The following is a 19,624-nucleotide window of genomic DNA, read 5'->3' as shown; positions in this document are numbered from 1 at the left end:
ATGATGCCCTCGTCCACCGCCGCGCCACCGGGCGCGCTGGTCCCGGCCCTCGCCCGCGCCTCGAAGGCGCGGCTGCACGTCGTCACCGGCAAGGGCGGCACCGGCAAGACCACCGTCGCCGCCGCGCTGGCGCTGGCGCTGGCCGGGCAGGGCAAGAAGGTGCTGCTGGTCGAGGTCGAGTCCCGACAGGCCCTGGCTCAGCTCTTCGACCGCCCGCCGATGCCCTACGGCGAGGAGCGCCTCACCGGCACCGACAACGGCGGCGAGCTCTTCGGCCTGGCCATCGACCCCGAAGAGGCGATGCTCGAGTACCTCGAGATGTTCTACGGCCTCAAGCGCGCCGGGAAGGGGCTGAAGAAGCTCGGCGCCGTCGACTTCGTCACCACGCTCGCGCCGGGCCTGCGCGACGTCCTGCTCACCGGCAAGGTCAAGGAGTCGGTCGTCCGCGTCGACTCGGCCAAGCAGCCGGTCTACGACGCCGTCGTCCTCGACGCACCCCCGACCGGACGGATCGGACGCTTCCTCGACGCCACGCAGGAGGTCGCGAAGCTGACCAGGATCGGGCCGATCCGCAGCCAGAGCGACGGCGTCATCAACCTGCTGCACGGACCCCGCACCGCCGTCCACATCGTCACGCTGCTCGAGGAGATGCCGGTGCAGGAGACGATCGACGCCGCCGGCGAGCTCGCCGGGCTCGGCTTCCAGCTGGGGGCCGTCGTCGTGAACCGCGCCCGTCCCGCGCTGCTGGACCCTGCCGACCTCGGCGCGGACGGTGGCGTCGACGCCAAGGTGCTCGCCGCCTCGCTGCGTAAGGCCGGCGTCCCGGTGGCGCATGCGCCCGCCCTGGCCGCCGAGATGGCCCAGTACGCGGCGCGGCAGCGGGTGCAGGACGAGAACGTCGCCCGCCTGGACGCCCTCGACCTGCCCCGGATCGAGCTGCCGGAGCTCAACCCGCCGGTGGCCCTCGGCGAGCTGAAGGATCTCGCCGCCCGCTTCGTCACCGGCGCCGCCTCGTGACCACGCCGGCGAGCCGCCCCGAGCCCCCCGCCTTCGACGCGGTCGCGCTGGTCCGCGACCCGGCCACCCGGGTCGTCGTCACCTGCGGCAGCGGCGGTGTCGGCAAGACCACCACCGCCGCGGCACTCGCCCTGGCCGGCGCCGAGGCCGGCCGTCGGACCGTCGTGCTGACGATCGACCCGGCACGGCGCCTCGCGCAGTCGCTGGGGCTCGTCGAGCTCGACAACACCCCCCGCGAGGTGAAGGGCCTCGGCGAGGCGTCGCAGGGTCGGCTCTTCGCCATGATGCTGGACATGAAGCGGACGTTCGATGACGTCGTGCTGGAGAACTCGACTCCCGAACGCGCCGAGCAAATCTTCGCCAACCCCTTCTACCAGTCGCTCTCCTCCTCCTTCGCCGGGACGCAGGAGTACATGGCGATGGAGAAGCTCGGGCAGCTGGTGGCCACCGACGAGTGGGATCTCGTCGTCGTCGACACCCCGCCGTCACGCTCGGCCCTGGACTTCCTGGACGCCCCCAACCGGCTCGGCCGCTTCCTCGACGGCCGGATGATCAAGCTGCTCTCCGCCCCGGCCAAGGCCGGCGGGCGTGCCTACCTGAAGGTCGTCACCGTCGGGGTCGGCATGGTGGCGCGCGTCTTCACCAAGGTCATCGGCGGAGATCTCCTCAACGACCTGTCGACCTTCGTCAGCGCCCTGGAGTCGATGTTCGGCGGCTTCCGGGAGCGCGCCGACCAGACCTATCAGCGCCTCAAGGCACCGGGCACCGCCTTCGTCGTCGTCGCCGCGCCCGAGCCGGACGCGCTGCGCGAGGCCTCCTACTTCGTCGACCGGCTCAGCGCCGAACGCATGCCGCTGGCCGGCATCGTCGTCAACCGCACCCACCAGCTGGCGCCGGTGGCCAAGGCCGAGCCGCTCACCGCCGCGCAGGCCCTGGTCGCGGCCGACGCCGCCACCGAGAAGGCGGGGGCGGAGCTCGCGGTCGCCGCGCTGCGGGTCCATGTCGAGGTGGCGACCGCAGCCGAGCACGACGCCCGGATGACCCGCCGGTTCTCGGCCGCGCACCCCGAGGTCCCGCTCGTCGCGGTCCCCGCGCTGCCGACGGATGTGCACGATCTGGACGGACTGCGCGAGATCGGGCGCCTGCTCACGTCCTGAGACGAACTCAGCCCTTACAGGCGACCCACGTACCCTGCCCCTCGTGGCAGCATCCCGCGCAGAGACCTGGCAGACGATCGGGAAGCTGGTGGCCGCGCTCGTGGCCGCCGGAGTCCTGGTCGCCGGACTTGCCCTCCCCTACGTCGGCGGCCTCGGCCTCGTCGCCGGACGTGAGGCCGACAAGTTCCAGAACACCCGGTGCAACCTGCAGGAGAGCAAGCCACCGCAGCGCACCACGCTCTACGCCAAGGACGGCAAGACCGTGCTGGCGACGCTCTTCAGCCAGAACCGCGTCGAGGTCGGGCTGAAGGACATCCCGCAGTCGCTGCAGGACGCTCTCGTCGCCACCGAGGACCGCCGCTTCTACAGCCACCACGGCGTGGACATGCGCGGCCTGCTTCGCTCGGCGGTGAGCACCACCAGCGGCGACACCCAGGGCGGCTCCACGCTGACCATGCAGTACGTCAAGCAGGTCCGCTACTACGAGGCCGGGGACGACCCGAAGAAGCAGGCCGCTGCGATCGCGCAGAACATCAACCGCAAGATCGAGGACGCCAAGTGCGCGATCTACATCGAGGAGACGCTGAAGGAGTCCAAGAAGACGATCCTGCAGAACTACCTCAACATCGCCTTCTTCGGTGAGAACTCCTACGGCATCCAGACCGCGGCCAAGACGTACTTCAACAAGAACGCCTCGCAGCTGCAGCCGCAGGAGTCCGCGCTGCTCGTCGGCATGCTGCGCGCCCCGTCGGCCTACGACCCGTTCGTGAACCGGGTGGCGGCCAAGGAGCGCCGCGACGAGGTGCTGCAGAACATGGTCGCCGTCGGCAAGTACACCCAGGCCGAGGCGAACAAGTACAAGGCGATGCCGATCCAGCTCGCCAGCGACGGTCCGCCGCCGGTGCGGCAGGGCTGCGCCAACTCCGAGACCGATGTCGCCAACGTCGGCTTCTTCTGCGACTACGTCCGGACCTGGCTCAAGAACGTCACCGGTCTCACCGACCAGCAGCTGCAGACCGGTGGCTACAAGATCATCACCACGCTGGACCCCAAGATCCAGGACTCGACCCAGGCCGGCATCGCCAAGAGCGTCCCCGCCGCCTCGCCGTACACCGCGGTGCTGCCGGTCGTGGAGCCCAAGACCGGCAACATCCTCGCGATGGCCGCCAGCAAGACCTTCGGCAGCGGCAAGAACCAGACCGAGCAGCCGCTCTTCACGCTGCGGACCGCCTTCCCGGCCTCGACGTACAAGCTCTTCCCGCTGCTCAACGCCCTGGAGCTCGGCGTCGACCGGGACCAGCTGCTCGACTCCACCCGGGGCAGCGCGGACGACAGCTACAAGATCCAGAACTGCCTGACCAACAAGCCGACGGCCAAGAACAACGTCGACGAGTCCGGCTTCACCCGCAACGAGTCGCTGGAGTCGGCGGCGGCCAAGTCGTCCAACACGTTCTTCGTGGCGCTGGCCGACTCCTTCTTCAGCTGCAACCTGGACGAGATGGTCAACATCGCGCAGCGGCTGGGCGTCAACGCGCTCAACCAGAAGGAGACCTCGACCCAGACGGTTGCGCAGTACATCGAGGGCAAGCAGCAGGCACTGCGCTACGTCCTGGGCTCGGTGGAGACCAGCCCGCTGGAGATGGCCGGCGCCTACGCCGGCGTCGCCAACCAGGGCAAGTTCAACGCCCCCGCCCCGGTCACCATGGTCTACGACAGCGACGGCAACGCCATCAACATCAAGCGTCCGGCCGCGGTGCAGGCCGTCTCGGCGCAGGCCGCCACCCGCGCGGTGAGCGTCCTGGAGGGTGACACCAAGTCCGGCGGCACGTCGGCCGACCAGTTCCAGAGCTGGTACGCCGACGGCGGCAGCGACATCTCCGGTAAGACGGGGACGGCGCTGGCCTCGGGCAAGAACAAGAACGGCGCCATCTGGTTCGCGGGCATGACGCCGGACCTGGCGGCCACCGCGGCGCTCATCGACTTCGACCAGCCGCTGCGTCCGAACACCGGCCTGCCCGGCGCGAAGAAGGGGCAGGCCTACGGCGAGTACGCCGCGAAGGTCTGGCTGAAGGCACTGCGCCCGACGCTGAAGGGCCAGTCCTGGACGTGGCCCCAGCCCGGCGACGTCGAGGGCGTCGACGTCCCGGACATCAAGGGCCTGAGCGTCTCCGGCGCCAAGGCACGCCTGGAGGAGGCCGGCTTCAAGCTGAAGATCTTCGGCGCCGACAGCCAGGTGCTGTGCCCGTCCACCGAGCCGCTGGAGGACATCGGCTACTACGGCCCGGAGAAGGCGCCCGTCGGCACCACCATCCTCGCCTGCCAGAGCAGCGGCGTGGCGCCGGAGGTCTACAGCCCGCCGCCGCCCCCGCGGACCCGGCAGCGCGACAGCGGGAACAACGACCGTCGCAGCGGGCGAGGTGGCCGTAACGGCGGCGACAGCGGTTCCACCCGCGGCAGTGGCGGCCGCAACGGCGGCGGCAGCGACAGCAACCGTCCCGGCGGGGGCAGCAACCGTCCCGGCGGCGGCGCTCCCAGCCGTCCCGGCGGCTGATCGAGCCGGCTCCCGCTCTCGCGACGGAAGGCGACGAACAGTGCCGAGTGGACGCCCCGGCGGCGACCACTCCGCACCGGAGGTGACCGTCAGCCCTGCGCGAGCCGGCGGCGCACCTCGTCGCTGACGCGCTTGCCGTCGGCCCGCCCGGCCACCCGCGGCTGGACGAGCTTCATGACGGCGCCCATCTGCTGCGGTCCGGTCGCGCCCGCCTCGGCGACGGCGGCGGCCACCAGTTCGGCGAGCTCGTCGTCGGAGAGCTGCGCCGGCAGGTAGGTCTCGATGACCCCGCCCTCGGCACGCTCGCGCGCGGCCAGCTCGTCGCGGCCGGCGGCGTCGAAGGCCTCAGCCGCCTCGCGGCGCTTCTTGCCCTCACGCGCCAGGACCTTGAGCACCTCGTCGTCGGAGAGCTCCCGCGCCGTCTTGCCCGCCACCTCCTCGGTGGTGACGGCGGCGAGCACCATCCGTAGCGTGGCGGTGGTGAGCTCGTCGCGCGCCTTCATCGCCGTGTTGAGGTCGTCGTGCAGTCGGGACTTGAGGGTGGCCATGGCTGCCACGGTATCGGCGCTCGCTCGTGGATTCGCCGGAGCGCGCACCGGTGGCCCGTAGGCTGACCCGGTGGGGACCGTCGCACGCACCGCTCTGGCCGTGAGCGCGCTCGGGGCCGGCACGGTCTTCTACGGCTCGGTGATCGAGCGCAATGCCTACGTGCTGCGCCGCTTCGACGTCCCCGTCCTGCCTCCGGGCGCGTCGCCGATCCGGGTGCTGCACGTCTCGGACCTGCACATCACGCCGGCCCAGCGCCGCAAGCAGGCGTGGATCCGGCGGCTGGCCGAGCTGCAGCCGGACCTCGTCGTCAACACCGGCGACACCCTGTCGGCCGTCGACGGGATCGACGCGGTGATGCAAGCCCTCGAGCCGCTCTTCGCCTTCCCCGGCGCCTTCGTCCCCGGCAACAACGACTACTGGGCGCCGCGTCCCAAGTCACCGACCCGCTACTTTCGCCCCACCGCCGGGCCGGTGCAGCGCGGCATCCCGCTGCCGTGGCCGCGGATGGCGGCGGCGATGTCCGGCGCGGGATGGACGGACCTCACGCACGTGCGGACCGTCCTCGCCGCCGGGGGCTCGCGCGTCGCCCTCGCCGGCACCGACGACCCGCACCTGCGCAAGGCGGACTACTCCCTCATCGCCGGTGCCGCCGAGCCCGACGCGGTGGTCCGCATCGGGGTGACGCACTCCCCCGAGCCGTTCGTCCTCGGCGCCTTCGCCGAGGACGGCTACGACCTCGCCCTGGCCGGCCACACCCATGGCGGGCAGGTCCGCATCCCCTTCGGCCCCGCGCTCGTCACCAACTGCGGCATCGAGCGGACGCGCGCCCGCTGGCTGCACCGCTGGGACGACGTCACCCGTGGCGCCGCCGCCCAGCCGATGTACTTCCACGTCTGCGCCGGACTCGGCACCAACCCCTACGCGCCGATCCGCTTCTGCTGCCGTCCGGAGGCCTCGCTGCTCACGCTCGTCCCGCGGTCCTGACCGGCTGACCCCACCGGCGCAACCCCGTTCACGAGCCAGGTATGCTCGACGACGGTCACACCGGGGTGTGGCGCAGCTTGGTAGCGTGCTTCGTTCGGGACGAAGAGGTCGCAGGTTCAAATCCTGTCACCCCGACGCAGGTCGAGAGGCGAGGGAGCTTGCTCCCTTCGCCCGAGGCCCAGGAGTGGGTCGTAGGCGCGCAGCGCCGAATGGCGACCCGGCTCAAGCCGAGGCGGCTGCCGGCGCGTTCCGGACGTCGTGCTCACGCAGCCACGCGGTGGCGAGCTCGGCGGGGAGCGGCCGGGAGTCCAGGTATCCCTGCATGTAGTCGTAGCCGAGCGCGCGGAACAGGCTCCGGGTCTCGGGCTCCTCGATGCCCTCGGCGACGGTGTGGATCCCCAGGCGCTGGCCGAGCTGGCCGACAGCGTTGGCGATGGCGGCGTCGGCCGGGTTGGCAGTGGCGTTGGCGACGAAGAGGCGGTCGAGCTTGATCTCGTCGACGGCGAGATCGCGCAGCAGCCGCAGCGACGTGTACCCCGTGCCGAAGTCGTCCAGGGAGACGTGGATGCCGAGCTGGCGCAGCCGCAGCACGATGCTCCGCGCCTGCTCGGGATCGTCGACGATCGCCGATTCGGTGATCTCGACCTTGATCCGGCCGGGGGCCGCACCCGTGTCGCGCAGGGCGGCAGCGACCATGGCGACCACGTCGTCGTTGAGCAGGACCGTCGGCGAGATGTTGACCGAGATCCGGACGTCCAGTCCGGCTCGTGCCCACCGCACCTGCTGACGCATGGCCTCTCGGACCACCCACTCGGTCATGCCGGAGATCACCCGGTTGCCCTCGGCGAGTGCGATGAAGTCTCCGGGCGGCACCAGGCCGCGCTCCGGATGGCGCCAGCGCAGCAGGGCCTCGACCGACTGCGGCGGCGGCTCCGCGGCACGGCCGTCGCGCGACATCGGACGCGGCTGCAGCTCGGTGAGCGGTTGGTAATGCAGTTCGAGCTGCCCGGCAGGGACGGCCTCGGCGAGCTCGGAGAGGACGGTCAGGTCGCAGATCGCCAGCGGGCTCGCCGCACCGAAGATCTCGGCCCCGATGTTGATCTGCCGGGCGCTGCTGTCGCGGACGGTCTCCGCGTGCCGCAGCAGCTCCACGAAGGTCAGGTTCGCGCGGCGGGTGGCGACGATCCCGATCTGCAGCTGCATCTCGATGTTGATGCCCTCGACCAGGTACGGCCCGATTCCCGCATCCACGACGGCGTGAGCCAGCACCGCGAGACGGTCGGGCAGCGCAGCGCCGGCCTGCTCGTCCAGCACCGCGGCGCCGCCGAAATGGGTGTCGCGCAGGTGCGCGACGACGAGGTCCGCCTGCTTACCGACCAGTGCGAAGTGCCTGCCGATCCGCTGCAGCAGGTCGGCGGCGGCCTCGGCACCGAGCGCAGCCGAGACGCTGCTCAGGTTGGTGAGCTGAAAGCAGAAGACGGCACGCGGTCGGCCGTCGGGGAGGTCGGCCGTCTGCTCGTCGAACCACCGGCCGAGCTCGGCCATGTTGGGCAGCCCGGTCGCCACGTCGTGGCTAGCGCGCCACTGCTGCTCCGCCTCGTGCCTCTTGCGCTCGGTCACGTCGCGGATCACGGCGGTGTAGAACGGTTCGTCGCCGCGGTACCACCGCGACAGCGAGAGCTCGATCGGCAGCAGCTGCCCCGCAGCGGTGACCGCCTCCAGCTCGACGATCCTGCCGAGCAGCCGGGTGTCGCCGTCGCGGTGCAGTCGGGCGAAGCCCCGCGCGTATGCCTCGGCATCGCGGTCGGGGACGATGATCGAGAACTTCTTGCCCATCGCGCACTGCCGGTCGTGGCCCAGCAGCCGGGTCGCCCCCTCGTTCCACGACACGATGGACGCCGTGCCGTCGACCGTGATGATGCCGTCCAGGGCGGACTGCGACTCGCGCAGCTCGATCTCGGCCTGCCGGCGAGCGCGGATGTCCTCGACCCGGGTCACCACGTTGGCGATGCTGCCATCGGATCGGTGGGCCGTCGTCGACGACGCGAGGACCAGGCAGCTCTCACCGTGATCGCCGATCAGGGTGATCTCGCGGACCGCGGCGGCGCGCCGCGACCCGTGCAGATCATCGAAGTGGGCTCGCTCGCCGGCTCGGTCGCCCTCGCTGACGAGATCGGACCACCGGCGGCCGGCGTAGTCGGCAGCCTCGCCGCCGACCAGCGCTGCGAAGGCCGGGTTGACGCGCGCCACGCCGCCGCTGGCGTCGGTGAGCACCATGCCGGTGGGGGCACCGTCGAAGGTCGCGGTCAGCTGCGCCATGGCGACCTGCTGCCGCTCCAGGGCCCGGTCCCGCTCCTCGACACCCGCCGCCAGATCGCGGGCCACCTTGCGGGTCGCCAGCAGCTGCGTCACCACGTCGGCCAGCGTCCGCAGCGTGAGCCGCTGCTCGGCGCTGAGCGCCCCCGGCGCGGTGTCCATGACGCAGAGCGTGCCGATCGGGACGCCGCCGTCCAGCAGCAGCGGCACGCCGGTGTACGAGCGGATCCCGGGGTCGTGCACCACCAGCGGGCTGTCACGAAAACGGTCGTCAAGGGCGGTGTCCGGGATCTCGGTCCCGGCGGTGTCACCGTCGACCGCGACTCGGCAGAAGGCGAGGTGGCCGGGAACCTCCCGTACCCCGAGACCGATCTCGGCCAGGAAGAACTGCCGGCCGGCGTCACTCAGGCTCACCGCGGCCATGCTGCGATGCGTCAACGACGCGGCAAGGGCGACGACGCGATCGAACAGTTCCTCGGTGGGCGCGTCCAGCACGTCGAGCTCGGCCAGGGCGGCGGCACGCCGCTGCGCCATCGAAGCCTCCACCACAGCCCCTCACGTCACACCCCGTGGCTGACGGTCGAGGCGCCACCCCCGTCGGTCGGACCTAACCCCGACAACGGTGAACCGTGGACCGCACCTCTGACTCAACCAATTGAATTGTGTGCAGTTTACCTGGTTATCACGGCCGACGCTCGTGACGAGATTTACCTCGAATTGCCGAGGAAAGAGCGGGCGACAATGCAGCCGGCGCCGCGATATACCGCAGCGCCGATATCAGCGCAGCGCGTGGCGGCGCCGTCGTCCCGCGGCGACCGCAATGGCGCCGGCGGCGAGCAGGACGAGGGCGAGCACGACGTAGAGCCAGAGATTCGTCCCCGTCGATGCGGTGGTCCCGCTGTCCGGGGTGCGGTTGCCGTCGTCGCCGCCGGCGCGGGAGGTGACGGTGATGCAGTCGCGGTTCTGCGCGATGTCGGTCTCGCCCCGCGCGCAGATCTGCTTCTGTCCGGCCGGACCGGCGACCTTCACCGGCGGGTCGAAGCTCCCCGTGGCATCGGTGCGAGCGGTGGCGACCTGCCTGCCCTGGTAGGTGATGACGATGGTCTCGTCGGCGCAGAAGCGGACACCGGAGACCTCGATGACCTCGTCCACGCGGGGACCGGTGGAGCTGACCTGGACGGTCGCCGCGGGCTCGACGGGATACCCGCGGGAGCCGAGGCAGGCCGAGCTCGGCGCGACGGCGCCGGCCGGCGCGGCCGCCCCGACCAGAGCCACGCTCAGCAGCGAGACGACGAGGGCGGCAAGGGCGGCAAGGGCGGCAAGGAGCCGCGAGAACGTCTGTTGCATGGTCCACCCACCTGCCTCCGCGCGCGTCCGCGCGGCCTGACGACGTGTCGGGCCAGCCTAGGTACCTACGGACTTCCCGCAACTCGGGAACGCGACCGGCGAGAGCTGAGGCCGGGCTGCGCACGGCCGACGCTCACCGGGACAGCTCGTCGCGGCGGCCCATACCCTGATCGACATGTCCCGCACCCGGCTGTCGCTGCTCGCCGTCGCCGCCGTGCTGGTGCTCGTGGGCGCGGTTCTCGTCGTCGCCAACGGCAACAGCGAGCAGACCTCGTCCGGCGGCGTGGCCAGCGAGCGGTCGGTGCGGATCGACTCGGCCGGGACGACGCTGTCGGCGCTGGTGGTCACCCCGAAGCACACCGACAGGCCCGCGCTTGTCGTCATGCCGGCGAGCTGGGGGCAGCCGGCCACCCAGTACCGGCCCATCGCCCGGCAGCTGGCCGCCGAGGGCTTCGCCGTCGTCGCCTACGCGCAGCGCGGTTTCGGCGGCTCGGGCGGGACCGTGGACCTCGCCGGCGCGGCGACGCAGGCCGATGTCGGCCGCGTCGTCACCTGGGCGCTGCGGCGCACCGACGCCGACCCCAAGCGGGTCGGGCTCTACGGCATGTCCTACGGCGCCGGCGTCTCGCTGCTCGCCGCGGCCAAGGACCCCCGCGTCAAGGCCGTGGTCGCGCTCTCGACCTGGACCGACCTCGCCGCCTCCTACGACCCGAACGGGACGCCGAGCACCCGAGGTGTCGCGACCCTGCTCGGCAGCGGCTCGGGCGACACCGCCCTGCGCGGCGACGCCGACGTCACCCGGCTCCGCAGCCTGCTGCGCAAGGACCCGGCCGCCGTCGGTCCGTTCCTGCGCAGGCTGTCGCCGACCCGTTCGCCGGCGAGCTACGTCGACGAGCTGAACCGCAACAAGACCGCGATCATGATCGGCAACGCCTACCAGGACTCGCTCTTCGGCTCGGAGCAGCTCGTCAGCTTCTACCAGGCACTCTCCGGCCAGAAGCGGTTACAACTGGCCGGCGGCGATCACGGCAGCCCGGAGGCGGCGTCCCTGCAGGGCCGGCAGACGCTGGTGACGACGGCCGCCGACGCCTGGCTCGACCACTTCCTGCGCGGCGCCGACAACGGCATCGCCGACGAGGCTCCGATCGTCCTCTCCGACGCCGCTACCGGCGCGGTCCACACGCTGCAGCGTTGGCCCCGACCGAGCGCGGCCGCGACGATCGGACTCGGCGCGCCCAACTCCAAGGCGCAGACCGGTGCGAGACGGGCCACGACCTGGCGCTCGGGCATCGGCACCGGGACCGACACCGTCGCCACCAGCGGACCGCTGGTCGCGCCCTTCGGCGACTACTCGCCCCCCACCGCGAACCTCTTCGACATCCAGCGGCAGTTCGCCTTCGTCTGGACCGGGCCCGCCGCCGGTGAGCCACGGACCTTCGCCGGCACCCCGCAGGTCACGCTGAACCTCGGCTCGACCAGCTCCCGCGCCACCGTCGTCGCCTACCTCTACGACCTCGACACCACCGGGAAGGGTCGGCTGATGTCGGTGCAGCCGTACTCGCTGACGGGGTTGCGACGTAACGAACTGCGCCCCGTCACCATCGACATGCAGCCGATCGCGTGGACGCTGCCCAGCGGCCACCGGCTCGTCCTCGTCATCGACACCGTGGACCCCCGCTACACCGGCCTGAACCCGGCCGGGGCGCAGATCCTCGCCGCCTCGACGCGAGCGTCGCCGGCGACGCTCGCGCTGCCGACGATCTCCTCCTGACCGCCGACCCTCAGCCGCAGGGCTGCTGCCGCGACACCACGTCCAACGGCGTGACACCGGGCTGCCGCCAGATCACCGCCGGGCCCCGACCGGCCGGCTCGGTGAGGTGCAGCACGATCGTCTTGGTCGTCCCGCGCGGGATCTGCAGGTCGAGCCGGAAGATGGGGCGGCCCAGGTCGCTCTCCTGTCCCGCGGCGGCGAGCCGGCCGTCGACCTCGACGCTGAGCAGCTGCGCGCCGGCGCTGGCGTAGTAGTCCAGCAGCTCGTGGACGTCCCCCGGCCTCGCCCCCGGCGGCGGGACGTCGGCGCGTCCCACGACCTCGGCCGGCAGACCGCCCGCAGGAGCGTTGTTGGTGATCTTGATCGTGGCCACCACGTCACGGGTCGACCCGCAGCCGGTGCGGACGTAGTCCAGCGACCGCGTGACGTAGAAGTCGATCTTGCCGCCGGAGGCGTTGTTGAGCACCACCCCGGCGAAGGGCCGGTCCGTCGGCGGCAGCGCCCCGGCGTAGTTCGTGGCGACGATGGCCCGCTGCACCGACGGGTACCGGCTCCACGCCAGCAGCCGCTGCTGCTGCGCCGACCGGGTCGCCGCCTGCAGCAGCGCCAGTCCCGTGCCGGCGCCCGCCTCGAGCTTCTTCGACGCCGCGCGCAGCACGTCGACGTTGAACTGCTTGCGCTGCAGGAACTTCGTCGCGAAGAGCGAGTACTGGTCACGCTGCAGCAGGGAGACGACGTTGGTCGCGTCGACGGTGATGCCGCCGGGGACGGTGGCCGGTCCGGTGGCGGCGAGGAAGTAGGACAGCGACGTGGGGTCCAGCGCGAGGACGCCGTCGATGCGCTGGCCGCTCACCTTCTGCCACATCGCGGCCCAGATCTGCGCCGCGTACGGGAAGTGGGGGCTGACGTTGGAGTTGACGAACGACGACGTCGGCAGCGAGGAGCCGTAGGCGGCCTGGTAACCGGAGCCGAAGCGCAGTCCGGTCGGCAGGATGTTGCCCGGACCCGGCGGGTCGAGCCGCGCGTTGCTCTCGAAGTTCGTGAAACGCAGGACGCCCTTGTCCGCGACCGCGATGGCGAAGGCGCCGGGCAGCCCGCCGGTGCCACGGAGCTCGGCCTCGTTCTGCAGTCCGATGAAGTAGCGCTGCGGTCGCTGCGCTCCGAGCATGTCCGGCAGGACGGAGCTCACCCGCGCCGCCGCCTGGACGTAGCCGTCGAGGTCGACCATGGTCTGGGCGATCCGGGCCCGGCCCCGATCCACCGGCGAGAGCCAGGTGCCGGCCGGGACGTCGCGCAGCCGCGCCACCGCCGCCCGGACCGCGACCGAGGCACGGCGCAGCTGCGGCGCCGCGTCGGCCAGGGGAGCCAGCCGCAGCGAGGTGCCGCCGGCCCGCAGCGTGGCGGGGTCCAGTGCCGTCGCCACGTTCATCAGCTCGGGCACCACCCGGGTGCCGATCTGCCCGGCGGACTGCGCCAGCGCGCGGGTGACCTCGACCGGCTCACCCGCCCACGGCAGCTGCGCTGCGGTCCACCAGGCGGGGCCACTGGTGAGGTCCTCCGCCCGCTGGGCGACGGCGGGGATGTCGGCGGCGACGCGGCGCGCGCCGTCGAGATCACCGGCGGCGACGAGGGTCCGCAGCCGGTCGTAGCGGTTGTCCAGGTCCTCCAGCGCGTTGCGGGCGAGGAAGGCCGTGATGGCGATCCAGACCAGACCGAGCAGCAGCAGGCCCCCCACCACACCGAAGCCGATCCGCAGCCGGCGCTGGTGCAGCACCGTCCAGCGACGCAGCCCGCGCCGCCGTCGGCGCAGCGTGCGACGCAGCCGCCGGTGCCAGGGCGAGCGCCGTCGGTTCCTCCCCGTGGCCGGGCGCCGGTCGTGACCGGAACCCGGCCACGGGGAGGGCGAGCTCATCAGCCCAGGGACTTCTTGACCTCGTCGTAGACCCAGCGGTACGTCCGCTCGAGCCCGTCGGCGAGGGTGATCGTCGGCTCCCAGTCGAAGCGACGCTTGATCTCGGTGTTGTCGCTGCTGCGGCCGCGGACGCCCTGCGGCGCGGTGAGGTCGTGCTCGCGCTCGACGGTGATGCCGGCGATCTTCTCGACGATGTCGACGAGGCCGTTGATCGTCACCAGCTCGTCGCTGCCGAGATTCACCGGGTGCGGGTCGTCGCTGTCGGTGATGCGGCGGGTGCCCTCGACGCAGTCGTCGATGTACATGAAGGTGCGCGTCTGGTGACCGTCACCCCAGATGTCGATCTTGCGCTCGCCGGTGATGGCGGCGGTCGCGATCTTGCGGCAGATCGCGGCCGGCGCCTTCTCCCGGCCGCCGGACCAGGTGCCCTCCGGGCCGTAGACGTTGTGGTAGCGGGCGACGCGGGTCTGCACGCCGTAGTCCTCGAGGAAGTGGCGCGCCATCCGCTCGCTGAAGAGCTTCTCCCAGCCGTAGCCGTCCTCGGGCTGTGCCGGGTAGGCGTCGGCCTCCTTCAGCGGGACGACGCCCGGCGAGGTCTGGTGCTCGGCGGCGTAGACGCAGGCCGAGGAGGAGTAGAAGTAGCGCTCCACCTCGAACTCCTTGGCCGCCTGCAGCACGTGGGTGCTGGTGAGCACCGAGAGCATGCAGAGCGCCTTGTTGTTCTCGATGAAGCCCATGCCGCCCATGTCGGCGGCGAGGTTGTAGACCACCTGCGCGCCGCGGACGGCGTCGCGCGCCGGCTCCAGCAGCGACATGTCACCCTGCACGCTCTCGGCGTCGGGATGCACCTGGTACCACTCGTCGAAGGGCTTCACGTCGACACCGCGCACCGACTTGCCCTCGGCGAGCAGTCGGGCCACGAGGTGGCCACCGATGAAGCCACCGGCACCGGTGACGAGCGCGTCGACAGGGCGGCTGGAGCTGGAACTGGTCACGTCGGTCGAACCTTTCCGATTAGTGGGGGTCCCCGTCGGCGGGGCGGTGCTTGGCCCGCTTGCCGATGCCGCGGCCCTTGCCTGCCACGACCTTGTCGTTCTCGGAGGGGGTCTCGTCCTGGTGCAACGAGTGATCGTCTTCGGGGTTCCGGTAGTACTCGTAGCCGTAGTCCTGGTTGCCCCGCTTCACGGGGACGCGGTTGAGCAGCACGCCGAGGATCCGAGCGTCGACGCGGCTCAGCGCCTGCACCGAGTGCTTGACCTGGGCGTCGGTCGTGACGCTGTGACGGGCGACCAGCAGCGTCCCGTCCGCCAGCGCGGCGACCTCGGAGCCGTCGGCCACCGGCAGCAGCGGCGCGGTATCGATGATGACGTAGTCGATCGTCTCGAGCAGGGCCCGGACGGCGTCGCGGACGTAGGTCGAGGCCAGCACCTCGCTCGGGTTCGGCGGGGTGGGACCCGAGGCCAGCACATAGAGGTTGGTGCCGGCCTGCTGCAGCGAGTCGGTGAGGCTCACCTGCTGGATCAGCACGTTGGTGAGACCGACCGCCCCCGACAGACCCAGCACCGAGGCCACGCTCGGACGGCGCAGGTCGGCGTCGACGAGGCAGACGCTGAAGCCCGCCTCGGCCAGCGTCGAGGCGAGGTTGACCGCGACCGTCGTCTTGCCCTCGCCGGGGATGGAGCTGGTGACGGCGATGACCCGCGGATGGTCGTCGACGTTGGCAAACTGCAGGTTGGCGCGCAGCTGCCGGAAGTTCTCGGCGCGGATGTTGTTCATCCCCGACCGGCCGGCGACCGGGTGCCGCTCGGTCTTCGGGTCGTCCACGACGACGCCCATCGCCGGGGCCGACGCCAGCTTGGCCAGCCCCTCGGTGTCCTTGACGCGGTTGTCGAGCAGGTCGCGGATCACCGCGACCGCGGCACCGAAGACGAGGCCGAGGACGAGGCCGAGCAGCACGTTGAGCAGTGGCTTGGGGCTGACGGGACTGTCGGGCTGGTCGGCGGGTCCGGTGACGAAGAGCTTCACCGAGTTCGTGAACCCCTGCACCGCGGACTTCAACCCGTTCGCGGCGGAGTTGGCCAGCTTGGCGGCCACATCGGGGTCGGCGTCGGTGGCGGTGACGTTGATCAGCGCCTGTCCGGTCTCGGCGCTGGCGCGGATCTTGCCCTTCAGCGCGCGGTCCGACAGGCCGAGGTGGAGATCCTGCTGGACGTACTTGACGACCTCGGGGGCGCTGATGGTCTTGGCGTACGTGGGCACCAGGTAGGCGACGAAGGAGTTCGCCTGGTTCTCGACCGCGCCCTCGCCCTGGGTGCTGGACTGCACCAGGACCTGCGCGGTCGCCTCGTAGGACTTCGGGGTGAGGAAGGTGACGACGACGGCGGCGCCCGTGGCGACCACCACGAAAGCGACGATGGTGATCCATCGCTCTCGCAGGATCCGAAGATAGGCACGAAGCGTCACGGAGAACCGTCCAATACGTGTGAGCGGCGAGCGCCGCGAGGGCCCCGGCGAGCCCTGGTGTCGCAGATGTTAACTGCCGCGAAGGCTGTCGGTTACGCTCCGAACGCCGATTTCTCGCCGATCCCGCGAGGCTGTGGACGGGCTCAGCGGACGGGCGTCGAAGGGCTCCTCGTCAACGCGCGCACGCGGCGTCGGGACGGTATCGTCCGGGCCGGGTGGCGCGCCGGTGCCGCCGATCGCCGCCTTTGCCGCCAACTTGCCGACGCTCGCGGAACGAGCCACGAGCCAGCCCACGTCCGGGGACGCCATGCGCACCAGCAGCACGAGCAGCAATGTCGGCGTCGCCGTCGCGCTGCTCGCCATGGTCGCCCTCGAGTTCTTCGCGCTCCGGGCGCAGACGATGGGCCTGGTCGTCCTCGGTGTCGTCGGCGGCCTGCTCGTCGTCGTGATCGCCTCCGGCGCCGATCTGGTGAAGGTCGGGCTGGGCTTCACGCTGCTGTCGGCCTTCACCCTGACGTGGAACGGCTGGTACGTCGGCCCCGCGCGCCCCGGCGACGTGCTGCCGCTGCTCGCGCTGGCTTGCTTCTTCGTCGGCGCGCCGGGGCTGGCCTTCCGGGCGCCACCGTGGTGGATCAAGCAACTGGTCTACGGCCTGGTGCTGCTGCTGACGCTCACCGTGCTCTTCCCGGCCACGCAGCAGTACTTGAACTCGCGGCTCGTGCGCAATGCCGGCGGAGCGCTCATCCACGTCGACTACAGCAACATCGCGACCCAGAACGTCTCGATCATCGCCAAGTTCATCGTGGCCATCGCGCTGATCCCCGTCGCCTTTGCCGCGGCGGCCCGCATCGATCGACGGATGGTGCGCTGGTTGGCGCTCGCCTTCACCCTCGGCACCGGCCTGTCGGGCTTCTCGGCCTTCGTCGACCACACCGGCGTGGTGAACCTCAGCCACTTCATCACCCGCGTCACCGGTGTCAGCGACCGGACCGCGGGCTTCACCACCCACCCCAACTTCCTCGCCGAGGCGCTCGTCCTCGCCGCCCCTTTCGCCTGCTGGCTGCTGACCTCACGGGTCAGGTGGGAGCGGCTCGCCGGCGCCGCCGTCCTCGCCTCGACCGTGCTCGGCGTCTATGCCAGCGGGTCGCGCGGCGGCACCGTCTGCATCGTCATCTCGATCACCGCGGCCTTCATCCTGCTGCCCCGCACCCGGCCGCACACACCGGCGATCCTGCTGGGCACGCTGGCAGCCTCGGGCGTGGTCGCGGTGATCTTCCCGTCCTTCGGCCTGCAGATCCTCAAGGTCACCCGGATCTACGGCAACGCCACCACCTCCGGCAGCGACACCGTCCGGGACTGGGTCGCGGCGCAGGGCGTGGCGGACTTCCACCACTCGCCGCTCATCGGCATCGGCATGCAGTCCTCGACCGACGCCTCGCAGGTCTACCTGCAGCAGCTCGCGGCCGGCGGCCTGCTGCTCTTCGTGATCATGTCGGTCTACCTGCTCGGTGCGGCGTGGACGTCGTTCCGGCTGATTCCGCGCACCCCGATCGCCGCCGCCGTCTGCGCCGCCGTCATCTCGAAGATCCCGATGAACTTCGTGGAGACCAGCCTCACCGACCGGCTCTACTACGTCCAGGAGGCGCTGCTGGTGGCGATGCTGGCGGTCCTGCTGCCGCAGCGCGATCCGGGCACCGACGACGAGTTCGCGCCCGACTACCAGGGACCGGCCGAGCCTGCCGACGCCGAGCCCCGAACGATCATGGTGAGCCGATGAGCCTGGCCGAGAAGCTGTACACGCTGCGCTACGAAGCGCGCCGGGTCGGACAGACGACCACCACCTTCGACAACTGGAGCGAGCTGCTCACGCAGATGGCGGCGCAGCGCGTCGGCCGGGGTGCCGCCGAGCTCACCTTCCGGGTGAAGAACGGGCCGACGATGACGGTGCCGAACGTGCCCGGCGCGCGGCTCGCGCTCTACGAGCAGTTCGCCGACGACAGCTACCAGCTGCCGGAGCTGCTCGCCCCGCTGCTGCAGCAGCCGTTGCACGCCCTGGACATCGGGGCGCACGTCGGCTCGTTCGCGATCAACCTGACCCGGCTGCATCCCCTCGCCACCGTCGAGTGCTTCGAACCGTCGCCGGAGAGCGCCGCCTACCTGCGTCGCAACGTCTCCGCCAACGGCCTGGACAGCCGCATCACCGTCCACGAGGCGGCGCTGTCGGACACCGTCGGCACCGCGCTGCTGGACGACAACAGCGGCGGCAGCGTCCACAACGGGCTGGTGCAGGGCTCCGGCGACCGGATGGTCGACGGCACCGACTCGCTGGAGACCCGGCACACCGTCGAGGTCCCGACCACGACCTTCGACGACGTGGTCGCCGCCGCCACCGCACCGCCCGTCGTCGTCAAACTCGACTGCGAGGGCGGCGAGTACCCGCTGGTGTACGCCTCGTCGCGGTCGTCGTGGGACTCCGTGGAGCGCGTCGTCATGGAGTACCACCGGGTCGACGGCGAGAGCTGGGACGAGCTCGGCGCGTGGTTCGCCGAGACCGGCCTGCACGTGGTCCGTCACGAGGCCGTCGCCCCCCGCACCGGCACTGCCTGGTTGAGCCGTTCCCCCCGCCGCACCCGAGAGGCCCGCTGAGTGAGAATCGAGAACCAGACCCTGCGCGAGGGCGTCTACTGGGGGCGCCGGCTGGTCCAGACCCCGCGCACCTTCGCCAACTGGCCCGGCGTGCTGAAGGACATGGCGCTGGGTCGCGCGGGCAAGGGTCCCGAGACGCTGACCTTCCGGACCCGCTCCGGTATGCACATCGACACCCCGAACCGGCCGGGCGCGCGGGTGCCGGTCTACGAGGTCTTCGCCGACGACACCTACCGCTTCGAGTGGTTCCTCGGCCCGCTGCTGCGCGAACCGCTCACGGTGATCGACATCGGCGGCCATGTCGGCACGTTCACCTGCCGGCTGACCCAGCTGCACCCCTCGGCCACCGTCACCGCCTTCGAGCCGTCGGCGACGACAGCCGACTACCTGCGCCGCAACGTCGCCCACAACGGCGTCGGTGACCGCGTCACCGTCGTCCAGGCCGCGCTCTCGGGCGAGTCCGGGACCGCCGTCTTCGACGACAACGGCGCCGGCAGCGGCCTCAACGGCCTGGTCTCGGCCCGTGCCACCACCACCGGCACCGCCACCGAGGTCGAGACGGTCTCCTTCGCCGACGCCATCGCCCGCGCCGGCGGCAGCGTCGACGTGATCAAGATCGACTGCGAGGGTGGCGAGTACGACCTGGTGTTGAAGTCCGACCCCGCCGACTGGGCGTCGGTGCGGCGCGTCGTCATTGAGCACCATCCGGTCGAGGGGCACTCGTGGCCGGAGCTGCGCGCCTTCTTCGACGGTGTCGGGCTCGTCGAGCAGGACGAGGACTTCGCCGGCTCGCACGGCTGCGTCTGGCTCTCGCGCGACCCGCTGCCGCGTCCCTGACCGGCCGTGGTCCGGCTCCCGCCCCGGCTCCGCCCGCTCTTTCCGTACCTCAAACCGCTGTACAGCAGGGCTAC

Annotated in this window: 14 protein-coding genes and 1 tRNA gene; 9 read left to right on the top strand and 6 right to left on the bottom strand. The window is 71.3% G+C overall.

The genetic code is table 11. The features are described from left to right. The first annotated feature begins 3 nt into the window (after positions 1-3). The 3 genes from bagA to AC0NZQ_RS04445 are packed head-to-tail and all read left to right on the top strand — an operon-like array spanning position 4 to position 4,725. Positions 4-1,017 carry an ATPase BagA gene (bagA, locus tag AC0NZQ_RS04455; RefSeq protein WP_474528437.1) on the top strand — a complete coding sequence of 338 codons (1,014 nt, stop codon included), beginning with the start codon at positions 4-6 and terminating at the stop codon, positions 1,015-1,017. Then, positions 1,014-2,174 carry an ATPase BagB gene (bagB, locus tag AC0NZQ_RS04450; protein ID WP_474528436.1) on the top strand — a complete coding sequence of 387 codons (1,161 nt, stop codon included), beginning with the start codon at positions 1,014-1,016 and terminating at the stop codon, positions 2,172-2,174. Before bagA ends, bagB begins: the two co-directional genes overlap by 4 nt. Positions 2,175-2,217: 43 nt before the next feature. Beyond that, positions 2,218-4,725: a transglycosylase domain-containing protein gene (locus AC0NZQ_RS04445; protein ID WP_474528435.1), complete on the top strand. Its 2,508-nt coding sequence runs from the start codon at positions 2,218-2,220 to the stop codon at positions 4,723-4,725. Between the two features lie 89 nt (positions 4,726-4,814). Here the strand turns inward: AC0NZQ_RS04445 and AC0NZQ_RS04440 are convergent, their stop codons facing one another. Beyond that, entirely contained in the window at positions 4,815-5,273 is a 459-nt protein-coding gene (locus AC0NZQ_RS04440) for a GatB/YqeY domain-containing protein (RefSeq protein ID WP_474528434.1), read from the bottom strand. A 70-nt stretch (positions 5,274-5,343) separates the two neighbouring features. Here AC0NZQ_RS04440 and AC0NZQ_RS04435 point away from each other — a divergent pair, with 70 nt between their 5' ends. Together AC0NZQ_RS04435 and AC0NZQ_RS04430 are read left to right on the top strand one after the other, a co-directional pair. Then, the gene (locus AC0NZQ_RS04435) at positions 5,344-6,258 is read left to right on the top strand and encodes a metallophosphoesterase (protein WP_474528433.1); all 915 of its coding nucleotides are present in this window, start codon (positions 5,344-5,346) and stop codon (positions 6,256-6,258) included. A gap of 61 nt (positions 6,259-6,319) precedes the next feature. Beyond that, positions 6,320-6,393, top strand: a tRNA-Pro gene (locus tag AC0NZQ_RS04430). A gap of 87 nt (positions 6,394-6,480) precedes the next feature. Here AC0NZQ_RS04430 and AC0NZQ_RS04425 read toward each other — a convergent pair. Continuing rightward, entirely contained in the window at positions 6,481-9,108 is a 2,628-nt protein-coding gene (locus AC0NZQ_RS04425; protein ID WP_474528432.1) for a sensor domain-containing phosphodiesterase, read from the bottom strand. A 243-nt stretch (positions 9,109-9,351) separates the two neighbouring features. Then, positions 9,352-9,921 carry a hypothetical protein gene (locus AC0NZQ_RS04420; RefSeq protein ID WP_474528431.1) on the bottom strand — a complete coding sequence of 190 codons (570 nt, stop codon included), beginning with the start codon at positions 9,919-9,921 and terminating at the stop codon, positions 9,352-9,354. A gap of 175 nt (positions 9,922-10,096) precedes the next feature. On the opposite strand from AC0NZQ_RS04420, the gene AC0NZQ_RS04415 reads away from it, so the two are divergent. Then, on the top strand, positions 10,097-11,692 hold the full coding sequence (locus AC0NZQ_RS04415; protein WP_474528430.1) for a CocE/NonD family hydrolase: 1,596 nt from the start codon (positions 10,097-10,099) through the stop codon (positions 11,690-11,692). Positions 11,693-11,702: 10 nt separating this feature from the next. On the opposite strand, the gene AC0NZQ_RS04410 is transcribed toward AC0NZQ_RS04415, so the two are convergent. The 3 genes from AC0NZQ_RS04410 to AC0NZQ_RS04400 are packed head-to-tail and all read right to left on the bottom strand — an operon-like array spanning position 11,703 to position 16,067. Then, the gene (locus AC0NZQ_RS04410; protein WP_474528429.1) at positions 11,703-13,604 is read right to left on the bottom strand and encodes a DUF4012 domain-containing protein; all 1,902 of its coding nucleotides are present in this window, start codon (positions 13,602-13,604) and stop codon (positions 11,703-11,705) included. Beyond that, entirely contained in the window at positions 13,604-14,599 is a 996-nt protein-coding gene (locus tag AC0NZQ_RS04405) for an NAD-dependent epimerase/dehydratase family protein (RefSeq protein WP_474528428.1), read from the bottom strand. The genes AC0NZQ_RS04410 and AC0NZQ_RS04405 overlap by 1 nt, the downstream gene beginning before the upstream one ends. A gap of 19 nt (positions 14,600-14,618) precedes the next feature. Continuing rightward, positions 14,619-16,067, bottom strand: a complete 1,449-nt coding sequence (locus AC0NZQ_RS04400; RefSeq protein ID WP_474528427.1) for a tyrosine-protein kinase domain-containing protein — start codon at positions 16,065-16,067, stop codon at positions 14,619-14,621. 307 nt (positions 16,068-16,374) lie between these two features. On the opposite strand from AC0NZQ_RS04400, the gene AC0NZQ_RS04395 reads away from it, so the two are divergent. Genes AC0NZQ_RS04395 through AC0NZQ_RS04385 form a run of 3 tightly spaced genes read left to right on the top strand, consistent with a single transcriptional unit; the run spans position 16,375 to position 19,550 of the window. Then, complete coding sequence (locus AC0NZQ_RS04395; RefSeq protein WP_474528426.1) at positions 16,375-17,844, top strand: O-antigen ligase family protein; 1,470 nt, start codon at positions 16,375-16,377, stop codon at positions 17,842-17,844. Beyond that, positions 17,841-18,713 carry an FkbM family methyltransferase gene (locus tag AC0NZQ_RS04390; protein ID WP_474528425.1) on the top strand — a complete coding sequence of 291 codons (873 nt, stop codon included), beginning with the start codon at positions 17,841-17,843 and terminating at the stop codon, positions 18,711-18,713. The genes AC0NZQ_RS04395 and AC0NZQ_RS04390 overlap by 4 nt, the downstream gene beginning before the upstream one ends. Beyond that, on the top strand, positions 18,714-19,550 hold the full coding sequence (locus tag AC0NZQ_RS04385) for an FkbM family methyltransferase (RefSeq protein ID WP_474528424.1): 837 nt from the start codon (positions 18,714-18,716) through the stop codon (positions 19,548-19,550). Positions 19,551-19,624: the final 74 nt, after the last annotated feature.

Source organism: Jatrophihabitans sp. sgz311053 (genome assembly GCF_056135305.1).
Note: the sequence above shows the minus strand (reverse complement) of the source record. Positions and strands in the feature narration are given on the sequence as shown.

Coding starts and splice junctions, on each gene's coding strand:
- bagA (WP_474528437.1), top strand. CDS start 4: ATGCCCTCGTCCACCGCCGCGCCACCGGGCGCGCTGGTCCCGGCCCTC.
- AC0NZQ_RS04425 (WP_474528432.1), bottom strand. CDS start 9,108: ATGGCGCAGCGGCGTGCCGCCGCCCTGGCCGAGCTCGACGTGCTGGAC.
- AC0NZQ_RS04410 (WP_474528429.1), bottom strand. CDS start 13,604: ATGAGCTCGCCCTCCCCGTGGCCGGGTTCCGGTCACGACCGGCGCCCG.
- AC0NZQ_RS04415 (WP_474528430.1), top strand. CDS start 10,097: ATGTCCCGCACCCGGCTGTCGCTGCTCGCCGTCGCCGCCGTGCTGGTG.
- AC0NZQ_RS04420 (WP_474528431.1), bottom strand. CDS start 9,921: ATGCAACAGACGTTCTCGCGGCTCCTTGCCGCCCTTGCCGCCCTTGCC.
- AC0NZQ_RS04395 (WP_474528426.1), top strand. CDS start 16,375: ATGCGCACCAGCAGCACGAGCAGCAATGTCGGCGTCGCCGTCGCGCTG.
- AC0NZQ_RS04390 (WP_474528425.1), top strand. CDS start 17,841: ATGAGCCTGGCCGAGAAGCTGTACACGCTGCGCTACGAAGCGCGCCGG.
- AC0NZQ_RS04440 (WP_474528434.1), bottom strand. CDS start 5,273: ATGGCCACCCTCAAGTCCCGACTGCACGACGACCTCAACACGGCGATG.